Origin of the sequence: Salinimicrobium gaetbulicola (assembly GCF_042676025.1) — a bacterium.
GTDB classification, from domain to species: Bacteria; Bacteroidota; Bacteroidia; order Flavobacteriales; family Flavobacteriaceae; genus Salinimicrobium; species Salinimicrobium gaetbulicola.
Genome location: NZ_JBHTJP010000035.1, coordinates 16,578 through 33,340 on the forward strand (window position 1 = coordinate 16,578; position 16,763 = coordinate 33,340).

The window sequence follows — 16,763 nt, forward strand, 5'->3', positions numbered from 1 at the left end:
TCTAAGTCGTCTGAGAATCAGATTCTTTTACTATATCAAATTAATGAAATGCCGTTTGTAATATAAATTTATAATTGTACATTTGCACCCCTGTTTTATGCAGGGAATGGAATGTTTAATTATTAAGTAAATTTAATTAGTGTGGACACATTAAGCTACAAAACGGTTTCTGCCAACAAAGCCACTGTAAATAAGGAGTGGGTTGTTGTAGACGCTGAAGGACAAGCCCTTGGTCGCCTTTCATCTATAGTTGCGAAACTATTGAGAGGAAAGTACAAGGCTAATTTTACCCCACACGTTGATTGCGGAGATAACGTAGTTGTTATCAATGCCGAAAAGATCAACTTGACAGGAAAGAAATGGGACTCTAAAGAGTACATTCGCCACACCGGCTACCCTGGGGGTCAAAAAAGTTTAACTGCATCGGAATTATTCGGAAAAGGTCCTGAGAGACTTGTCGAAAATGCAGTAAAAGGAATGCTTCCTAAGAACAAATTAGGAGCTGACCTATTCCGTAATTTAAGGGTTTTCGCAGGATCTGAACACGATCTTCAAGCGCAAAAACCAAAAACTATTAACTTAAACGATCTTAAGTAATGGAAGTTATTCACAAAATTGGCCGTAGAAAAACGGCAGTTGCACGTGTTTATGTTTCTAGCGGAAGCGGGAACATCACTGTTAACAAAAAAGACGTTCAGGATTACTTCTCTACAGGCACTCTTCAATACAAAGTAAGACAGCCGCTTAACATGACCGGAAACAACGAGAACTTTGACATCAAAGTAAACGTTTACGGTGGTGGGATCACAGGACAGGCCGAAGCTATTCGTCTTGCCTTATCCAGAGCAATGGTAGAGCTTGATGCTGAGAACAGAACTACTCTTAAGCCGGAAGGTCTTCTAACTAGGGACCCAAGAATGGTAGAGCGTAAGAAATTCGGACAGAAGAAAGCTCGTAAGAAATTCCAGTTCTCTAAACGTTAATTTTTATTTGATGCTGCGGCGTCAAAAAGTTCATTTAAAAAAAGATTTTTGTTGTTACGCCGAATTCACACTGGGCAGAGTCTTAGTGTCGGTGGTTAGTTTAGCATCTAAACAGACAAGGCCGGATATATTTAGGTATCGCCACTTGCCTGTTGCTATCTCAACAGAACGTAAACTATTACAAAAATGGCAAACAAAGTAGAAGTAAAAGAATTACTTGATGCAGGTGTACATTTTGGACACTTGACAAGAAGATGGAATCCAAACATGGCTCCTTACATATACATGGAGCGCAACGGGATTCACATCATCAACCTTTACAAGAGTGCTGCTAAAATGCAAGAAGCTGCTGAAGCTCTTAGCAAAATCGCAGCCAGTGGTAGAAAGATACTCTTCGTAGCTACCAAGAAACAAGCAAAAGAAATCGTTGCTGAACAAGCCGAAAGAGCTAACATGCCTTACATCACAGAAAGATGGCCTGGTGGTATGTTGACCAACTTCGTAACTATTAGAAAAGCTGTTAAGAAAATGGCTTCTATCGATAGAATGAAGAAAGACGGTACATTCAACACGCTTTCTAAGAAAGAACGCTTACAAGTAGATCGTTTAAGAGCTAAGTTAGAAAAGAACTTAGGTTCTATTTCAGACATGAGCCGCCTTCCTGGTGCCTTGTTTGTAGTAGACATCACTCGTGAACACATCGCGATTAAAGAAGCTCAAAAATTAAACATTCCAATTTTTGCAATGGTTGACACCAATTCAGATCCAAGAGATGTGGATTATGTGATCCCTGCAAATGATGATGCTTCAAAATCAATCAACAAAGTTGTTTCTTATGTTGCTGATTCTATAGTAGAAGGATTGTCTGAAAGAAAAGCCGGAAAAGATTCTAAAGAGTCTGAAGGTGAAGACAAGCCAAAAAAAGCTCCTAAAGCTAAAAAGCCGGAACTAGAAACTGAAGTTCCTTCTACAGAGCCTGAAGATAAAAAGGCAATGAAAGAAGCTAAAGAAGACGTGAAACTAGAGTCTAAGAAAGAGACTTTAGCAAAATCTTCTAAAGAAGGCGAAGAAGAATAGAAGTAACACATAGAAGTTAATTATATGAGTCGTTTAGTTTCTTTCATCGCAAATTAGCTAAACGACTTATCCATTCTAATAAAACATTTAAGACTATGGCTAAAATAACCGCCGCAGAAGTAAATAAATTAAGAAAAGCTACCGGTGCCGGTATGATGGATTGCAAAAAGGCATTGGTTGAAGCTGAAGGAGATTACGACAAAGCTATTGAGATCCTTCGTAAAAAAGGACAGAAAGTTGCCGCTAACCGTGCCGACAGAGAATCTTCTGAAGGAGCTGTGATCGCAACCGTAAACGCTGACAACTCAAGAGGTGTGATCGTTTCGCTTAACTGTGAAACTGACTTCGTTGCTAAGAATGATTCTTTCGTTCAAATGGCACAAGACTTCGCTAACCTTGCTTTAGACGTAAACTCTAAAGATGAGCTTTTAGCTAAGGATTACAACGGACTTAGCGTTCAGGAGAAATTGACTGAGCAAACCGGTGTTATCGGTGAGAAGATCGAGATTGGTGACTTTAGAACTCTAGAGGCTCCATTCGTAGGATCTTACATCCACGCAGGTAACAAGATCGCTGTACTTACAGGGCTTTCTGCAAAAACTGACAACGCTGAGGAGATCGCAAAGAACGTTTCTATGCAGGCAGCTGCTATGAACCCTGTTGCTTTAAACGAAGATGGTGTTGACCAGACTATAGTAGAAAAAGAGATCGAGATCGCTAAAGATCAATTGAGACAAGAAGGAAAACCAGAAGAAATGTTAGACAATATCGCTAAAGGTAAGATCAAGCGTTTCTTTAAAGACAACACTCTTGTTAACCAGGCGTATATCAAAGACAACAAAATGTCTGTTGCTGAGTACGTGAAAACTGGAGGAGATGTTGAAGTTGTAGCTTTTGAAAGAGTTGCCTTAGGATAATTTCTTTGGAAAAATCATATAAAAAACCCGCTTCTGCAAAGGAGCGGGTTTTTAGTTTTTAGATGGCTCACACTACAACCTCTCAAAGGTCATGAACTTATTTGGGTCACTTTCCGGAATAGAAGGGTATAAATACCCAATATTGAATCTTCCCGGGTCGAGTTTATCAAAAGATAAAGCAGTTTCGCCCTCCGAGCCTTCCAAGCTCAAATAGATTTCGTCCCCATCAATACGGTAAGTGTAAATTTCAGTATACCCCTCCCCGTCTATTAGTGTCATTTTATTGTTGGCAGTAAAGATCAAGGTAGTGCGTTCACTTTGTGGATATACTTCCACCCATTCACCGGTAAGGGATTCTTCAATATCTTCATCGTTCATACAACCCACAACCCCTGATAGGGTCAATACAAGGACAATGAACTTAGTTATTATATTAGTTTTCATCATGTGATATTTGTTATTAAAATCCCAATAAAAATATAAAATTTCGGGCGGCTAAAATCTTCCGGTCAATTATATATTTTGACTTAATAATCTCAGCAATAAATTCCTTAGTTTTGCACAACCCACAATTCACATACATGCATTACAAAAGGATCTTATTAAAACTTTCAGGAGAAGCACTAATGGGTGACCGTCAATACGGTATCGACCCGGTTCGTCTCGCTGAATACGCGAAAGAAATTAAGGCAGTTACAGACAAAGGTGTCGAAGTTGCCATAGTTATTGGAGGAGGAAACATTTTTAGAGGAGTATCAGGAGCCAGCAAAGGTATGGACCGGGTAACCGGAGATCATATGGGAATGCTCGCAACCGTGATCAATGGACTTGCACTGCAGAGTGCCCTTGAAGATGCCGGAATTCAAACCAGACTTCAGTCGGCAGTAAAGATCAATGAGGTAGCCGAACCATTTATCAGAAGAAAAGCAATGCGCCATCTTGAAAAAGGCAGAGTTGTTATCTTTGGAGGAGGAACCGGAAATCCATATTTCACGACCGATTCCGCAGCCGTTTTACGCGCCATTGAAATTCACGCCGATGTGATCCTGAAAGGAACACGTGTTGACGGAATTTACACCGCAGACCCTGAAAAAGACAAAAAAGCTACTAAATTTGATTTTATTAGCTTTGATGATGTGTTGACCAAAGGATTAAAGGTAATGGATACAACAGCCTTTACCCTTAGCCAGGAAAACAAGTTACCTATCATAGTTTTTGATATGAACAAACCGGGGAATCTTGAAAAAGTAGTTACCGGAGAAAATATTGGAACCAAAGTAAACCTGTAACAGGGTTAAAATCTTGAAAAGTAGTTTTTAATTAAGTTTAAAAAAATGAACGACGAAGTAGAATTTATTATTGATAGCGCCAGGGAAGCTATGCAAAATGCCATCATCCACCTGGAAAAACAATTGGTAAATATTCGTGCCGGAAAAGCGAGTCCGGCTATGCTGGGAAGCGTAAAGGTTGACTACTACGGAAGCCAGACGCCACTTAACCAGGTTGCGAACGTAAACACGCCTGATGCCCGCACCATTACCATTCAACCTTTTGAAAAAAGTCTTATCCAGGCAATAGAAAAAGGGATCATGGTGGCGAATCTAGGGTTCAATCCAATGAACAATGGAGACAGCGTTATCATAAATGTTCCGCCTTTAACCGAGGAACGTCGTAGAGAATTGGCAAAACAAGCCAAAGCTGAAGCTGAAGAAGCTAAGATTGGGGTTCGAAACGATCGTAAAAATGCTAATCAGGACATCAAAAAGGTCGACATCTCTGAAGACGAGAAGAAAATGGCTGAAGCTGAGATCCAGAAATTGACCGATACTTACATTGAAAAGATCGATAATATATTAGCAGTAAAAGAAAAAGAGATCATGACAGTTTAATTGATCTGAACATATTTTAAAAGCGGCCTCGAGCCGCTTTTTTTATTCCCTCTCAAAAAGCTCTTTTTCAAAGCATTACTTAAGCCGCTTTTCCTGAGAAAAGTAAGAAGGCTTTCATACCTTTGCAGCCCTTAAAAATGTCTAATGTCCAAGTTTCTGAGTTTTGAATTCTGGAATACTGTTGCCCGTACTATTCTTCGGAACAGGATTCTCATCCTTATATTAATTTTTGCCACCACCGTTTTCCTTGCTTCCCAGTGGAAAAACATGAAATTTTCCTATACAGAAGCAAACCTTTTACCCGATGATGACGAGATAAACCTAAGATACCAGGAGTTTCTCGACAAATTTGGAGAGGAAGGAAATTTGATCGTGATGGCGACCAACGATTCTACGCTTTTCACGCCCGAAAAATTCAAGGCCTGGAACGATCTGGCCAAACGCCTGAATTCCTATGACGAGATCGATTTTACGGTATCAATCGGAGACCTGAAAAAACTTCAAAAGTTTGAAGATCCCGGCAGATTTGAGATGGTGCCTTTTATCAAGGATTCTACATTTAGTAGTGAAGAGGTATCGGGCTACCGGGAAGAACTCTTTGAAAGATTACCATTTTACGAAGGATTGGTTTACAGCAAGAATAGCAACACCGTTCAATCTGCCATTTACCTTAAAAAAGACATTGTAAACAGTAAGCTGAGAAAGGATTTTGTTGTCAATGACCTCATTCCTATAGTGGAAGAATTTGAAGAACAAACCGGCATGAACGTGTATGTCTCTGGAATGCCATACATACGAACCCTGAACTCGCAAAACATCATTGATGAGATAGGAATGTTCATTGGGGCCGCACTTTTGGTCACTTCCCTTATCTTTTTCTTCTTTTTCAGATCCTTCAGGGCTACCTTGATCTCCATGATCACTGTGGTAATTGGTGTGATGTGGGCCTTTGGGGTTTTAGGCCTATTGCATTATGAGATCACTGTATTAACCGCCATCATCCCACCACTTATTATCGTGATCGGGATCCCGAACTGTATCTTCCTAATCAATAAATATCAGCAGGAGATCAAGAAACACGGGAACCAGGCGAAATCCCTGCAACGAGTGATCACAAAAGTTGGGAACGCCACTTTGATCACCAATTTAACGACCGCTTCAGGATTCGCGACTTTTATCTTAACTGAAAGTACCCTTTTGAAAGAATTCGGTATTGTAGCCTCAATAAACATCCTTGCTATTTTCATTCTAAGCCTGTTGATCATCCCGATCATCTACAGTTACATGAGAATTCCGAAGCAAAAACACTTGAAACACCTTAATAAGAGGTGGATAGGTGGATTTGTGGACTGGATGGAGCGCATGGTGAGGCATCACAGGATAAGCATATTCATCATTTCCTTATTACTGCTGGTAGGAAGTATCATCGGGATCTACACAATCAAGATCTCAGGCAGCCTTTTAGAAGACATGCCTAAATCGGCAGGGTTCTTCCAGGATATTGAATTCTTTGAAGAAGAATTTGATGGGATCATGCCTTTGGAGATACTTATTGACACTCAGCGCGAAAAAGGGGTAATGAAACTTTCCACCCTTAAAAGAATGGATCAGCTTCAAGATCTCTTAGCCGAAGAAGAAGAGCTTTCAAAACCACTTTCTGTCGTTAACCTTGTCAAGTATTCAAAACAAGCGTACTATAACGGAAATCCCAAATACTTTCAGCTTCCTACCTCACAGGAACAGAATTTCATTCTCCCGTATGCAAAGAATCTGGGAGGGGACGGAAATAACATTTTAAACACTTATGTTGACAGCACCGGCCGCTATGCACGAATGACCACTTTCATGAAGGACATTGGCACCGAGGAAATGGAAAAGATCGAGGAAGATCTGTGGCCTAAGATCAATAAGATCTTTCCTGAGGACCGCTACGAGGTTGAAATGACCGGAAAAGCCCTGATCTTTCAAAAGGGAACGAATTACCTGGTGAAGAACCTGGTGATCTCATTAAGCTTAGCGATACTTTTGATAGCACTTATAATGGCCTGGATGTTCAAATCCTGGAAAATGATCCTGGTCTCTTTAGTCCCAAACCTCTTGCCGTTATTGGTGACGGCGGGATTGATGGGGTTTCTGGGAGTCCCTATAAAGCCATCTACCATTCTTGTCTTTAGTATCGCGTTTGGTATTTCGGTAGATGATACGATACATTTCCTGGCAAAGTACCGCCAGGAGTTAAAGGCCAATAAATGGAAAGTTAAACGCTCAGTATATGCATCGCTTCGGGAGACCGGGGTGAGTATGTTCTATACCTCGATCGTATTATTCTTCGGTTTTTCGGTATTTATGATCAGTAGTTTCGGAGGAACCGTAGCCCTGGGAGGATTAGTTTCGGCAACCTTATTATTTGCCATGCTTTCCAACCTGTTATTACTTCCTTCCATGCTGTTATCCCTTGAAAAAGAGATCGCAAACAAACAGGTTCTTAAGAAACCTGCCATTGATATTATTTCAGAAGAAGATGATTTCCTCGAAGAGGAAGAAGACCTAAAAAATTAAGTATGAATAAACACAGATAATTCCCTAAAAACAGGCTATTTCGAAGTATTGATTTACTTGCCAAGCTACGGGGGAAAAATTATCTTTGTTTTCCAAATTTCGAAAAGATGATAAAAGGAAAAGTTGCTGACCTTTTGGAAAGCACTCAATATTTACAGGAAGTACAGGTTAAAGGATGGGTTCGCTCTTTCCGAAGTAACAGGTTCATTGCATTGAATGACGGTTCTACGATCAACAACCTGCAGTGTGTGGTTGACTTTGAGAAAATGAATGAAGAGCTATTAAAGCGCATTACAGTTGGTGCCGCCATAAAAGTTACGGGTACGCTCCAGGAGAGTCTTGGCAGTGGCCAGAAAGTGGAGATTCAGGCATCTTCCATTGATATTTTGGGTGATGCAGATCCTGAAGAGGTAAAACTGACCATACTTTCTCCAAAACGTCACTCCCTTGAAAAGCTCCGCGAACAGGCTCATTTGCGTGTTCGAACGAATACTTTTGGAGCCGTGATGCGTTTACGTTCTAAATTATCGTACGCTGTACACAGCTATTTTCAGCAGAATAACTTCCATTATGTGAACACACCTATCATAACCGGAAGTGACGCCGAAGGCGCAGGTGAAATGTTCAAAGTGACCTCTTTTGATCTTGAGAACCCACCTAAAAATGAAGATGGGAGCATCAATTTTAAAGAAGATTTTTTCGGAAAAGAGACCAATCTAACCGTATCCGGTCAGCTGGAAGCTGAAACTTACGCGCTTGGACTTGGACAGGTTTATACTTTTGGACCAACCTTCCGCGCAGAAAATTCAAATACCTCAAGACACCTTGCAGAATTCTGGATGGTGGAGCCCGAAATGGCCTTTTGCGACCTTGACGGTAATATGGATATAGCCGAAGATTTTATAAAATACGTTCTAAAGTACATTTTAGAGAACTGTAAAGACGATCTTGCTTTTCTGGAACAACGCCTTGCCAACGAAGACAAAGCGAAGCCTGAAGCTGAAAGAAGTCCTATGTCGCTAACAGACAAGTTAAAATTCGTCATAGAGAACAACTTTAAAAGAGTGAGTTATACAGAGGCGATCGAGATTCTGAAGAACTCTAAGCCAAATAAGAAAAAGAAATTCAACTATATCATTGAGGAGTGGGGAGCTGATTTGCAGAGTGAGCACGAGCGCTATCTTGTTGAAAAGCACTTTAAATGTCCGGTAATACTTTTTGATTACCCTGCAAACATCAAAGCTTTCTATATGCGCCTTAATGAGGATGGGAAAACTGTTCGCGCCATGGATATTCTTTTCCCGGGAATTGGGGAGATCGTTGGAGGTTCTCAAAGAGAAGAGCGCCTTGACGTATTAAAGCAGAAAATGCAGGCTCTGGGCATCGATGAAAAAGAACTTTGGTGGTATCTTGATACCAGAAAGTTTGGAACTTGTGTACACAGTGGTTTCGGACTTGGATTTGAGCGTTTAGTACAGTTTGCTACAGGTATGTCAAACATCAGGGATGTAATTCCATTCCCACGCACACCGCTTAATGCAGAATTCTAAAAATCCTTTCCTAAAGTAGTCATAAAACAATCTGCAAAGTTTTACGTTTGGAGATTGTTTTTTTATTTTTATAGAAAGCCCATTAAATCTATGCTTAAACAGCAATTAAATCTAAAATTATCTCAGAAGCTCTCTCCGCAGCAGATTCAGCTGATGAAGCTTATTCAATTGCCTACCCAGGCCTTTGAACAAAGACTTAAGCAGGAAATGGAAGAAAACCCGGCTCTTGAAGGCGGGAAAGAGGAAAAGGAGGAATACGAGGATGAATTTAGTACAGATGACTACCAGGATGATGATCCGGGAAATGAGTCTATTGAGGCAGAGATCGATGTAGATGAATACCTTAGTGATGACGAGATTCCCAGTTACCGACTGCAGGCCAATAACTATAGTGCAGATGATGAAGACAAACACGTTCCTTATGCATCTGGCACCTCTTTCACCCAATTTTTAAAAACCCAATTAAGTACCCTGCGACTTTCAGATGACGAAAAAGAGATAGCAGAATTTTTGGTTGGAAGCGTTGATGAAAGCGGGTACATTAGAAGGTCAACTCAGGATATCGTTGATGACCTGGCCTTTACTCAAAATGTTTACACTGATGAGGCCAAGGTTGAAAAAGTACTCAAATATGTACATGAACTGGATCCGGCCGGAGTTGGAGCACGCTCCCTTCAGGAGTGCCTTTTAATTCAACTCAACCGCAAGGAACCCACCAAACAGGTCTCACTTGCTGCAGATATTATTGAAAAATCCTTTGATCAATTCAGTAAGAAGCATTATCAAAAATTGCTTTCCAAACACGATATTTCCGAAGATGAATTACGTGAAGCAATTGACGTAATTGAACATTTGAACCCGAAACCGGGAGGCGCCTATGCGGGCAATACCAGAATGGTGGAACATGTAATCCCAGATTTCACCATTAAGATCGTTGACGGCGAACTGGAACTGAGCTTGAATGGCCGGAATGCTCCGGAAATGCATGTTTCCAAAGATTATAGTGAAATGCTGAAGGGTTACAAGGCTTCCAAGGAAAAGTCAAAGGCCCAGAAGGATGCAGTCATGTTCATCAAACAAAAACTCGATGCGGCCAAGTGGTTTATCGAAGCCATTAAGCAGCGACAAACAACGCTGTTTGTTACTATGAGCGCCATAATGAATTACCAGAAAGAATATTTCCTTTCCGGTGATGAACGAAACTTGAAACCCATGATCCTCAAGGACATTGCTGATGAGATCGATATGGATGTGTCAACGGTTTCAAGGGTTGCTAACAGTAAATATGTTGATACCCCATATGGGACAAAACTCATCAAGGATTTCTTCTCAGAATCTATGAAAAATGACCAGGGAGAAGATGTTTCAACAAGAGAGATCAAGAAGATCCTTGAAATTACCATTGATGAAGAGAATAAACGCAGACCATTAACCGACGAGAAGCTGGCAAAAATGCTGAAGGAGAAAGGATATCCTATTGCGCGAAGAACGGTTGCCAAATACAGGGAACAGCTTGACATTCCTGTCGCCCGTTTACGCAAAGAAATTTAATGAAGTTCCTCTTAAAGTTGGCCTCCTACCTCTTTCATCCTATTTGGATGCCATTTGCGGGCTCTTTACTTTATTTTATAACATCACCCAGATTTTTTCCTGAATCGGTCATTAAAGCCAAAATACTGGCTATCTCGATCCTGACGATCTTCATTCCCTATGTCTTCGTCATGTTACTTAAAACAATTGGTAAATCAAAATCCCACTTTTTTCCAGATGTGCGGGAACGCAAAATGCCTTTATTATTCAATTCCCTGGTTTACCTGCTCACCCTTAAACTGGTCTTGGACTCCTTTGACTACCCTGAATTATATTTTTTCTTTTTAGGGGTATTCATTGCCACCATGACCGCTCTGTCAATGGTTTACTTAAATTTCAAGGTAAGTCTTCATATGATAGGACTGGCAGGATTGACAAGTTTCTTGATTTTACTGAGCATTCATTTTAACCTGAACCTAATTTTCACCATTAGCTTTTTTATTGCAGTAACAGGATTAACAGCCACCTCAAGGCTTACCCAAAAAGCACATACCACAAAAGAGTTAATTATAGGCCTTCTGGTTGGAGCTATTCCGCAATTTTTTCTGGCAATACTCTGGTTATAAAAGGAAGAACATTAAACCAACCTGGAAGGTTTTAAGATCTACCTGCTCACCATCAATTAGGGCATCTTCATTAAAAAAGGAATTCAGACTGTAGTAGAAGTTAAAGTTAAAGGTGTTGTATCCGAAAGTAAATGTTGCCCCCAATCTAAATCTATTGAATTCAGGAACATCTGTTTGTTTAACAGTAAGTTCGGGCTGCACAAATTTAGAACGGAAGTAATAAACGTATGAAGGCCTGAGACCAGCGTAAATTCGCCAAAATTTATAAGACTCGGGAGTTGAAGTTCTCCATCTGAATTGTAGCGGTAGATCTATAGCCTGTGTAGAGAATCTATTCTTATCAAATTCAATTTCCTCTGCGTCTAAATTGATGAAATTGGTGTTGCCTTCTGCATCCTCCCCTAAAAAGAGATTTTGACCATAGGTATTGATAGACCACCCTAAACCAACTCCAAGAGCTACATTTCGTCTTTGGTTAAGCGGAAAATCTCTCACAAAACCTGTATGAAATCCCCCTGAGAATTGCTTCCCCGTAATACCATCGGGTGTACCCATTAATAAATTATAAGTGAAGCCAAAATAGATCTGGTCTTCTCTATAAAGACTATCTACTGTAGACTCATTATTTTCCTGAGCTACGGCCTCGGGAAAGTTTACGAAACCCAGAAGAAGAAAAAAAAGGCAAAAATATTTGCTCATTGCACAGGTTTTGAACAAAGATAGAATTAAAGTAAGAGTCTAAATAAAAAAATCCCCTTTCAACAAAGTTAAAAGAGGATCCTTTATATAAATAAGTAATGATAAGATTTACTCCATATTTTGAGCAGCATCTCCCGTACGGGTGGTGTAGTTGATCTTAAGCGCTTCAGCTTTTCTCAATTCCTGCTTGATATCTGAAACTAATCCCATGTTTGTTTCCTTGTCAACCTTTAAGGCTGTAGTAAGGAATGGAACAAGTTCTTCCCTTTTGGTTTCCCTTTCAGAATAAATGAACTGCTGAATTTCACTCACATCCGCAAAATTATCGTTCAACTGGATACGAGCTTCAGTACCAAAACTGGATTTATATCGTGAACTGGGCTTCCCTGCATAGATGTACATCACCAGGTCTTTCTTGTCAAGTTTCTCAACCTGATCAGCGAAAGGCAATGTATTCTCCACCTTCAACGTAGTCTCCCGCATCGTGGTAGCCACCATGAAGAAGAAAAGTAGCATGAACACGATATCCGGTAAAGACGCGGTATTAACAGCAGGTAGTTCACTACTCTTTTTCTTTGTGAATTTAGCCATTTTAAAAATTTTTGTTCAATTAATTACTCTTCGGTTCAGCTTCTGATAACTTCTGAGGCCACATATCTTTGATCTCCTGGATTCTTTCTTTCAAAAGGTCCTTATTACCACGATAGTTTACATCATCATAATCAGCTTCCATCTTCGTGAAACTCTTTCCGTATAAACGTTGAGCAGTTCTATCACGTAGTTCGTTATATGCTGCTACCAGTTCATTCTGTACTGCAATATAAGTACCGTATTCAGTTTGACGGTCATTAACCAACATGATTACAGCCTTATCTGGATTATCAGAGGATTCTGGACTTTTGGCGCCTTGACAATAATCACATGCCTCAGGCCCTACTCCTCCTCCGTTATCAAGGAACTTTTTGGCAGCTTCTCTAAGATCGCCAAGTTCCATGATTTCATCTTCTACAAAGAGTTGATTGTTTCGGTTTACAATCACCTGGAAGATGTTTTTCTGCTTAATAATTGGCGGTTCCACTTCCTCTTCCTGCATTGGCGGCAACTTTCGGCTAATACCACTATCTGTTTCGATAGTTGTGGTCACCAAAAAGAAGATTAAAAGCAGGAAGGCGATATCGGCCATCGAACCGGCATTTACTTCAGGTGAAGATCGTCTTGGCATAATTTGCTATTTAATAAGTTTTTTCACTCCAGAAACAACCATCAACAAAATTGCTGTTGCAGCAAGGATGTAGAAAGTCACTAATCCTGCACCAACCCAATGAGTCGTACTTGCTGAAAATACTTCTCCGTCAGACATGGTCATTTCAGTTCCGCTGGTTACTAAGTAAGAGATCACTACTATCAGTAAAAATGCACCAACAGAAAGTAATGTCTTCTTAATATTACCTGTGAACAGACCTTTGATCACGAAGACCAGTACCAGCAATACAATAAGTGCAAATATGATGTACGCCACAATTAAAAATGGTGTAACCACACTCGCCTGTAGGTCGGCAGAGCTCTCGATAGCCTCATCTCCGGCAAGTAGTACTCTACCCCAAAGGATAAGTCCTAATACTCCGATTACGAGCGCTAAATATTTTAAAATTTTATGTAAGGTCATAATATAAGTTCGGTATTGTTATACTCTTCTTTTGTTCTTGTAGTCAACTAACATATCGATCAACGTGATGGAAGCATCTTCCATATCGTTTACGATTCTATCGATTTTAGCGATAATGTAGTTGTAGAAGATCTGAAGAATAATAGCAACGATCAAACCGAATACTGTAGTAAGAAGTGCTACTTTAATACCTCCGGCAACTAATGATGGTTGCATATCTCCTGCTGCTTCAATTTTATCGAAGGCCTGGATCATACCAATTACAGTACCCATGAACCCAAGCATTGGAGCCAAAGCAATGAATAAAGATACCCAAGATACGTTTTTCTCTAATTGTCCCATTTGAACACCACCATAAGCTACAACAGCTTTTTCAGCAGCCTCTGTGCTTTCGTCTGCACGGTCAAGACCCTGGTAGTAGATAGAAGCAACAGGTCCTTTTGTATTTCTACAAACTTCCTTAGCAGCTTCGATTCCTCCTGTGTTCAATGCGTCCTCAACTTCCTGAGCTAACTTCTTAGTGTTAGTAGTAGAAAGGTTAAGGTAAATGATTCTTTCAATGGCAATCGCCAAACCTAGGATCAAACACAAAAGAACGATCCCCATAAATCCGGGACCACCTTCAATAAAACGCTTTTTAAGCTCTTGGTGAAAACCTTCGCTTTCAGCCTCAACATCATCGGAAGCAGCAGCCGCCTCATCATCTTGCTGAACAAAGTTCATCATAGTCGCTGGCAAGGCATTTACGTTATTTGTCGCATTTACATTTACGGCTCCGAACACCATAATTGTAGCGATTACCAAAATTGAAAATAATCTTTTCATTACTTTTTGTCTTATTTTAATTAGTTAACGGGTTAAAGATATAAATATTTATTCAAATAAAAATAACTTGCAGAGAGGAAGGGATTCGAACCCTCGATACGCTTTTGGCGTATACACACTTTCCAGGCGTGCGCCTTCGACCACTCGGCCACCTCTCTAAAAATATAAAATTACCGCTTTTTTCAACGGTGCGCCAAATAACGAAAAAAATAATTTGCTGGTCAAGAAACAACCTGACTTTTTACGTTATTTCGCCCCTTAAAGACGTTTCAAAGATCGTCTTGAAAACTTTGGGAGATAAATCTTTCGCCAACAGGTACATCACCTTCGCCACAGCGGCCTCAGTCGTGATATCTTTTCCTGAAATTACACCTGCCTTTTTTAGCTGTGTACTTGTTTCGTATTGACCCATGGCAACACTTCCTCCAATACATTGAGTTACGTTCACTACAACCACTCCTCTGGAAATGGTATTCTTTACAAGGTCCACGAACCATTCCTCGGTCGGTGCATTGCCACTACCATAGGTTTCCAGGATCACCCCCTTAAGATCTTCTTTGGAAAAAATATGCTCCAACAAAGAACGGTTGATGCCCGGGAAGATCTTAACCAAAGCAATGCGATCGTCAAGCCCTTTATGAAGCTTCATTTTCCTTCTGCGGTTCGGTTTCCACAAAACAGCATCATTCACTGCAAGGTGAACGCCAGACTCTACTAAAGGGGGATAATTCAGGGATGAAAAAGCCTGAAAATGCTCTGCATTGATCTTTGTGGTCCTGTTTCCCCTGTATAATTTATACTCAAAATATAATCCCACCTCGGTGATCACAGGTCGGCCATGCTTCTGCAAACCGGCGATCTGTATACTGGTAATGAGGTTTTCCTTGGCATCTGTTCGAAGATCCCCTATAGGCAATTGCGAACCCGTAAGTATGATGGGCTTGGATAGATTCTCAAACATAAAGCTTAACGCTGAAGCACTGTAAGACATGGTGTCGCTGCCGTGAAGCACCACAAAACCATCATATTTATCGTAATTCTCTTCAATGATCTCTGCCATCTGTAACCAAAATGACGGACGCATATTTGAAGAATCTATAGGTTTACTGAAACTTACAGTTTCAATACTGTGCTCAAGTAATTTTAATTCAGGGATATTTTGAAGTAACTCGTCAAAATTAAAGGCCTTTAAAGCCCCGGTCTCAAAATCTTTCACCATACCAATGGTACCACCGGTATAGATCAACAGGATATTAGAGCTGGTCTTCATTCAGTCCTTTTTTATTTAAAACCGGATTGGCATACATTAAAAGATAGCTATTTACCTCCAGGGCATTTTTAAAATCTACCCTCCTGGTGAGACGCCTTTCAAACTGCCTTTTCTCTTTAACACTATAATATTCCTCAAAGCGGGATTTTCCGCTTAATAGGTCACAAGCTATATAATTGGCGGGCCACAGCCTGTAATTCCTATGTATCTGCTTATCAATATAAGAGGTCAAACTCTGTAATTGCTCATTTACAGAAATCGAGCCCTCCTCAAGTTTTTCAAATTCCGAAGCACTAATAGGCTCTCCCGCGCTTAGATGGATCCTACCTTTATTACCTAACGCGCCCTTTAAAATTGATTTAAAATCTTCATTGGCCGATTTAATATAGATAGTTTCCATGCGTTTTGCAAGGATCTCAGGCATCTTCAAGACATCTGTAGGATCAAATTCATAAGAAATAGAAACCGGAACGATCTTAAGCTTTGATAGGTATTGAGCTACAGTATCATCATGCTTAGCCATAGCCAGCATCTTAAGAACCCCCTGCTGGGTATGGTCATTCCCATCTTTAGTCCTTCCCTCGCGCTGCGCCATCCAAACAGATCTTTTTTCTTCAAGAATGAGCTGACGAATATATTCGGAAAGTTTTTGAGAGCTTTTGAGCATCTCCCTTGGCCCTAGTCCTCTTTTGACCAGAAAGTTCCTGTTCAATTTTGAAAGGGCCAGCAAAAATGGTTTCTGCACAAGGTTATCTCCAATCGCCGAAGCGGTCATTTTGAGATCGGCTTCATACAAAACGCAATTCAGCAGAGAAGTATCAAGAACTATATCCCGGTGATTTGAAATATACAGATAAGCCTCGTCTTTTTTAAGGTTATCAAAGCCTGAATAAGTAAGCCCTTCTGAACTTTTCTCCAGCACCTTTTGAACGGTAAGGTAAATGATCTTGGTTTGGAAATCCCGAATGGAATGACAACTCAGAACCTTTTCTTCAATAGCCGAAAAAGCAGCGTTGGGAAACGTAAACTGCAATAAGGCCTTAATCATGGGGTGTTTTACATATTCGCGAAGTGCCTGCTGCACTTCATCCTCATTATAAAACCGAATATCATCGTAATTTGCCACTATTATTACTTTAGGGTTAGCAAATGAACAAAAATTAAAATAATTC

The 16,763-nt window shown here is 40.3% G+C and carries 18 protein-coding genes and 1 tRNA gene; 10 read left to right on the forward strand and 9 right to left on the reverse strand.

What is annotated here, in order from left to right:
* Window positions 1-141: 141 nt before the first annotated feature.
* The 4 genes from rplM to tsf all read left to right on the forward strand — a co-directional run bounded on the left by rplM (window position 142) and on the right by tsf (window position 2,977).
* Window positions 142-597: a 50S ribosomal protein L13 gene (gene rplM / locus ACFQ1G_RS09360; protein WP_380738911.1), complete on the forward strand. Its 456-nt coding sequence runs from the start codon at window positions 142-144 to the stop codon at window positions 595-597.
* Window positions 597-983: a 30S ribosomal protein S9 gene (rpsI, locus tag ACFQ1G_RS09365; RefSeq protein WP_380738913.1), complete on the forward strand. Its 387-nt coding sequence runs from the start codon at window positions 597-599 to the stop codon at window positions 981-983. The genes rplM and rpsI overlap by 1 nt, the downstream gene beginning before the upstream one ends.
* A gap of 186 nt (window positions 984-1,169) precedes the next feature.
* Window positions 1,170-2,060, forward strand: coding sequence for a 30S ribosomal protein S2 (rpsB, locus tag ACFQ1G_RS09370; RefSeq protein WP_380738915.1), 891 nt, complete (start codon window positions 1,170-1,172; stop codon window positions 2,058-2,060).
* Window positions 2,061-2,155: 95 nt separating this feature from the next.
* The gene (tsf, locus tag ACFQ1G_RS09375; RefSeq protein ID WP_380738917.1) at window positions 2,156-2,977 is read left to right on the forward strand and encodes a translation elongation factor Ts; all 822 of its coding nucleotides are present in this window, start codon (window positions 2,156-2,158) and stop codon (window positions 2,975-2,977) included.
* A gap of 72 nt (window positions 2,978-3,049) precedes the next feature.
* On the opposite strand, the gene ACFQ1G_RS09380 is transcribed toward tsf, so the two are convergent.
* A complete protein-coding gene (locus ACFQ1G_RS09380; protein WP_380738919.1) occupies window positions 3,050-3,421 on the reverse strand; it encodes a hypothetical protein in 372 nt (123 codons plus the stop codon).
* Window positions 3,422-3,558: 137 nt separating this feature from the next.
* Between ACFQ1G_RS09380 and pyrH the strand changes: the two genes are divergently transcribed.
* The 6 genes from pyrH (at window position 3,559) to ACFQ1G_RS09410 (ending at window position 11,131) form a co-directional block, all read left to right on the forward strand.
* Window positions 3,559-4,266 carry a UMP kinase gene (gene pyrH / locus ACFQ1G_RS09385; RefSeq protein WP_380738921.1) on the forward strand — a complete coding sequence of 236 codons (708 nt, stop codon included), beginning with the start codon at window positions 3,559-3,561 and terminating at the stop codon, window positions 4,264-4,266.
* A 45-nt stretch (window positions 4,267-4,311) separates the two neighbouring features.
* Entirely contained in the window at window positions 4,312-4,866 is a 555-nt protein-coding gene (frr, locus tag ACFQ1G_RS09390; RefSeq protein ID WP_380738923.1) for a ribosome recycling factor, read from the forward strand.
* A 144-nt stretch (window positions 4,867-5,010) separates the two neighbouring features.
* On the forward strand, window positions 5,011-7,425 hold the full coding sequence (locus tag ACFQ1G_RS09395; RefSeq protein ID WP_380738925.1) for an efflux RND transporter permease subunit: 2,415 nt from the start codon (window positions 5,011-5,013) through the stop codon (window positions 7,423-7,425).
* A 107-nt stretch (window positions 7,426-7,532) separates the two neighbouring features.
* Window positions 7,533-8,975 carry an asparagine--tRNA ligase gene (gene asnS, locus ACFQ1G_RS09400; RefSeq protein WP_380738927.1) on the forward strand — a complete coding sequence of 481 codons (1,443 nt, stop codon included), beginning with the start codon at window positions 7,533-7,535 and terminating at the stop codon, window positions 8,973-8,975.
* 90 nt (window positions 8,976-9,065) lie between these two features.
* Complete coding sequence (gene rpoN / locus ACFQ1G_RS09405) at window positions 9,066-10,526, forward strand: RNA polymerase factor sigma-54 (protein ID WP_380738929.1); 1,461 nt, start codon at window positions 9,066-9,068, stop codon at window positions 10,524-10,526.
* On the forward strand, window positions 10,526-11,131 hold the full coding sequence (locus ACFQ1G_RS09410) for a hypothetical protein (protein WP_380738931.1): 606 nt from the start codon (window positions 10,526-10,528) through the stop codon (window positions 11,129-11,131). The genes rpoN and ACFQ1G_RS09410 overlap by 1 nt, the downstream gene beginning before the upstream one ends.
* Here the strand turns inward: ACFQ1G_RS09410 and ACFQ1G_RS09415 are convergent.
* From ACFQ1G_RS09415 to ACFQ1G_RS09450, 8 genes are all read right to left on the reverse strand, one after another.
* A complete protein-coding gene (locus tag ACFQ1G_RS09415; RefSeq protein ID WP_380738933.1) occupies window positions 11,126-11,830 on the reverse strand; it encodes a porin family protein in 705 nt (234 codons plus the stop codon). The genes ACFQ1G_RS09410 and ACFQ1G_RS09415 overlap by 6 nt on opposite strands.
* Before the next feature lie 108 nt (window positions 11,831-11,938).
* On the reverse strand, window positions 11,939-12,421 hold the full coding sequence (locus ACFQ1G_RS09420; protein ID WP_380738935.1) for an ExbD/TolR family protein: 483 nt from the start codon (window positions 12,419-12,421) through the stop codon (window positions 11,939-11,941).
* Between the two features lie 19 nt (window positions 12,422-12,440).
* Window positions 12,441-13,052: an ExbD/TolR family protein gene (locus ACFQ1G_RS09425; protein WP_380738938.1), complete on the reverse strand. Its 612-nt coding sequence runs from the start codon at window positions 13,050-13,052 to the stop codon at window positions 12,441-12,443.
* Window positions 13,053-13,058: 6 nt separating this feature from the next.
* Window positions 13,059-13,496, reverse strand: a complete 438-nt coding sequence (locus ACFQ1G_RS09430; RefSeq protein WP_380738940.1) for a hypothetical protein — start codon at window positions 13,494-13,496, stop codon at window positions 13,059-13,061.
* 18 nt (window positions 13,497-13,514) lie between these two features.
* On the reverse strand, window positions 13,515-14,321 hold the full coding sequence (locus ACFQ1G_RS09435) for a MotA/TolQ/ExbB proton channel family protein (protein WP_380738942.1): 807 nt from the start codon (window positions 14,319-14,321) through the stop codon (window positions 13,515-13,517).
* A gap of 70 nt (window positions 14,322-14,391) precedes the next feature.
* Window positions 14,392-14,479 (reverse strand) — tRNA-Ser (locus ACFQ1G_RS09440).
* 83 nt (window positions 14,480-14,562) lie between these two features.
* Window positions 14,563-15,591 (reverse strand): asparaginase, encoded by a 1,029-nt coding sequence (locus ACFQ1G_RS09445; protein WP_380738944.1) that lies wholly within the window; start codon window positions 15,589-15,591, stop codon window positions 14,563-14,565.
* A complete protein-coding gene (locus tag ACFQ1G_RS09450) occupies window positions 15,575-16,717 on the reverse strand; it encodes a 1-acyl-sn-glycerol-3-phosphate acyltransferase (protein ID WP_380738946.1) in 1,143 nt (380 codons plus the stop codon). The genes ACFQ1G_RS09445 and ACFQ1G_RS09450 overlap by 17 nt, the downstream gene beginning before the upstream one ends.
* Between the last annotated feature and the right edge of the window lie 46 nt (window positions 16,718-16,763).

Excerpts from the sequence above, each read along its gene's own strand:
- rpsI (WP_380738913.1), top strand. The coding sequence starts at position 597 with ATGGAAGTTATTCACAAAATTGGCCGTAGAAAAACGGCAGTTGCACGT.
- rpsB (WP_380738915.1), top strand. The coding sequence starts at position 1,170 with ATGGCAAACAAAGTAGAAGTAAAAGAATTACTTGATGCAGGTGTACAT.
- tsf (WP_380738917.1), top strand. The coding sequence starts at position 2,156 with ATGGCTAAAATAACCGCCGCAGAAGTAAATAAATTAAGAAAAGCTACC.
- ACFQ1G_RS09380 (WP_380738919.1), bottom strand. The coding sequence starts at position 3,421 with ATGAAAACTAATATAATAACTAAGTTCATTGTCCTTGTATTGACCCTA.
- pyrH (WP_380738921.1), top strand. The coding sequence starts at position 3,559 with ATGCATTACAAAAGGATCTTATTAAAACTTTCAGGAGAAGCACTAATG.
- frr (WP_380738923.1), top strand. The coding sequence starts at position 4,312 with ATGAACGACGAAGTAGAATTTATTATTGATAGCGCCAGGGAAGCTATG.
- ACFQ1G_RS09395 (WP_380738925.1), top strand. The coding sequence starts at position 5,011 with ATGTCCAAGTTTCTGAGTTTTGAATTCTGGAATACTGTTGCCCGTACT.
- asnS (WP_380738927.1), top strand. The coding sequence starts at position 7,533 with ATGATAAAAGGAAAAGTTGCTGACCTTTTGGAAAGCACTCAATATTTA.
- rpoN (WP_380738929.1), top strand. The coding sequence starts at position 9,066 with ATGCTTAAACAGCAATTAAATCTAAAATTATCTCAGAAGCTCTCTCCG.
- ACFQ1G_RS09410 (WP_380738931.1), top strand. The coding sequence starts at position 10,526 with ATGAAGTTCCTCTTAAAGTTGGCCTCCTACCTCTTTCATCCTATTTGG.
- ACFQ1G_RS09415 (WP_380738933.1), bottom strand. The coding sequence starts at position 11,830 with ATGAGCAAATATTTTTGCCTTTTTTTTCTTCTTCTGGGTTTCGTAAAC.
- ACFQ1G_RS09420 (WP_380738935.1), bottom strand. The coding sequence starts at position 12,421 with ATGGCTAAATTCACAAAGAAAAAGAGTAGTGAACTACCTGCTGTTAAT.
- ACFQ1G_RS09425 (WP_380738938.1), bottom strand. The coding sequence starts at position 13,052 with ATGCCAAGACGATCTTCACCTGAAGTAAATGCCGGTTCGATGGCCGAT.
- ACFQ1G_RS09430 (WP_380738940.1), bottom strand. The coding sequence starts at position 13,496 with ATGACCTTACATAAAATTTTAAAATATTTAGCGCTCGTAATCGGAGTA.
- ACFQ1G_RS09435 (WP_380738942.1), bottom strand. The coding sequence starts at position 14,321 with ATGAAAAGATTATTTTCAATTTTGGTAATCGCTACAATTATGGTGTTC.
- ACFQ1G_RS09445 (WP_380738944.1), bottom strand. The coding sequence starts at position 15,591 with ATGAAGACCAGCTCTAATATCCTGTTGATCTATACCGGTGGTACCATT.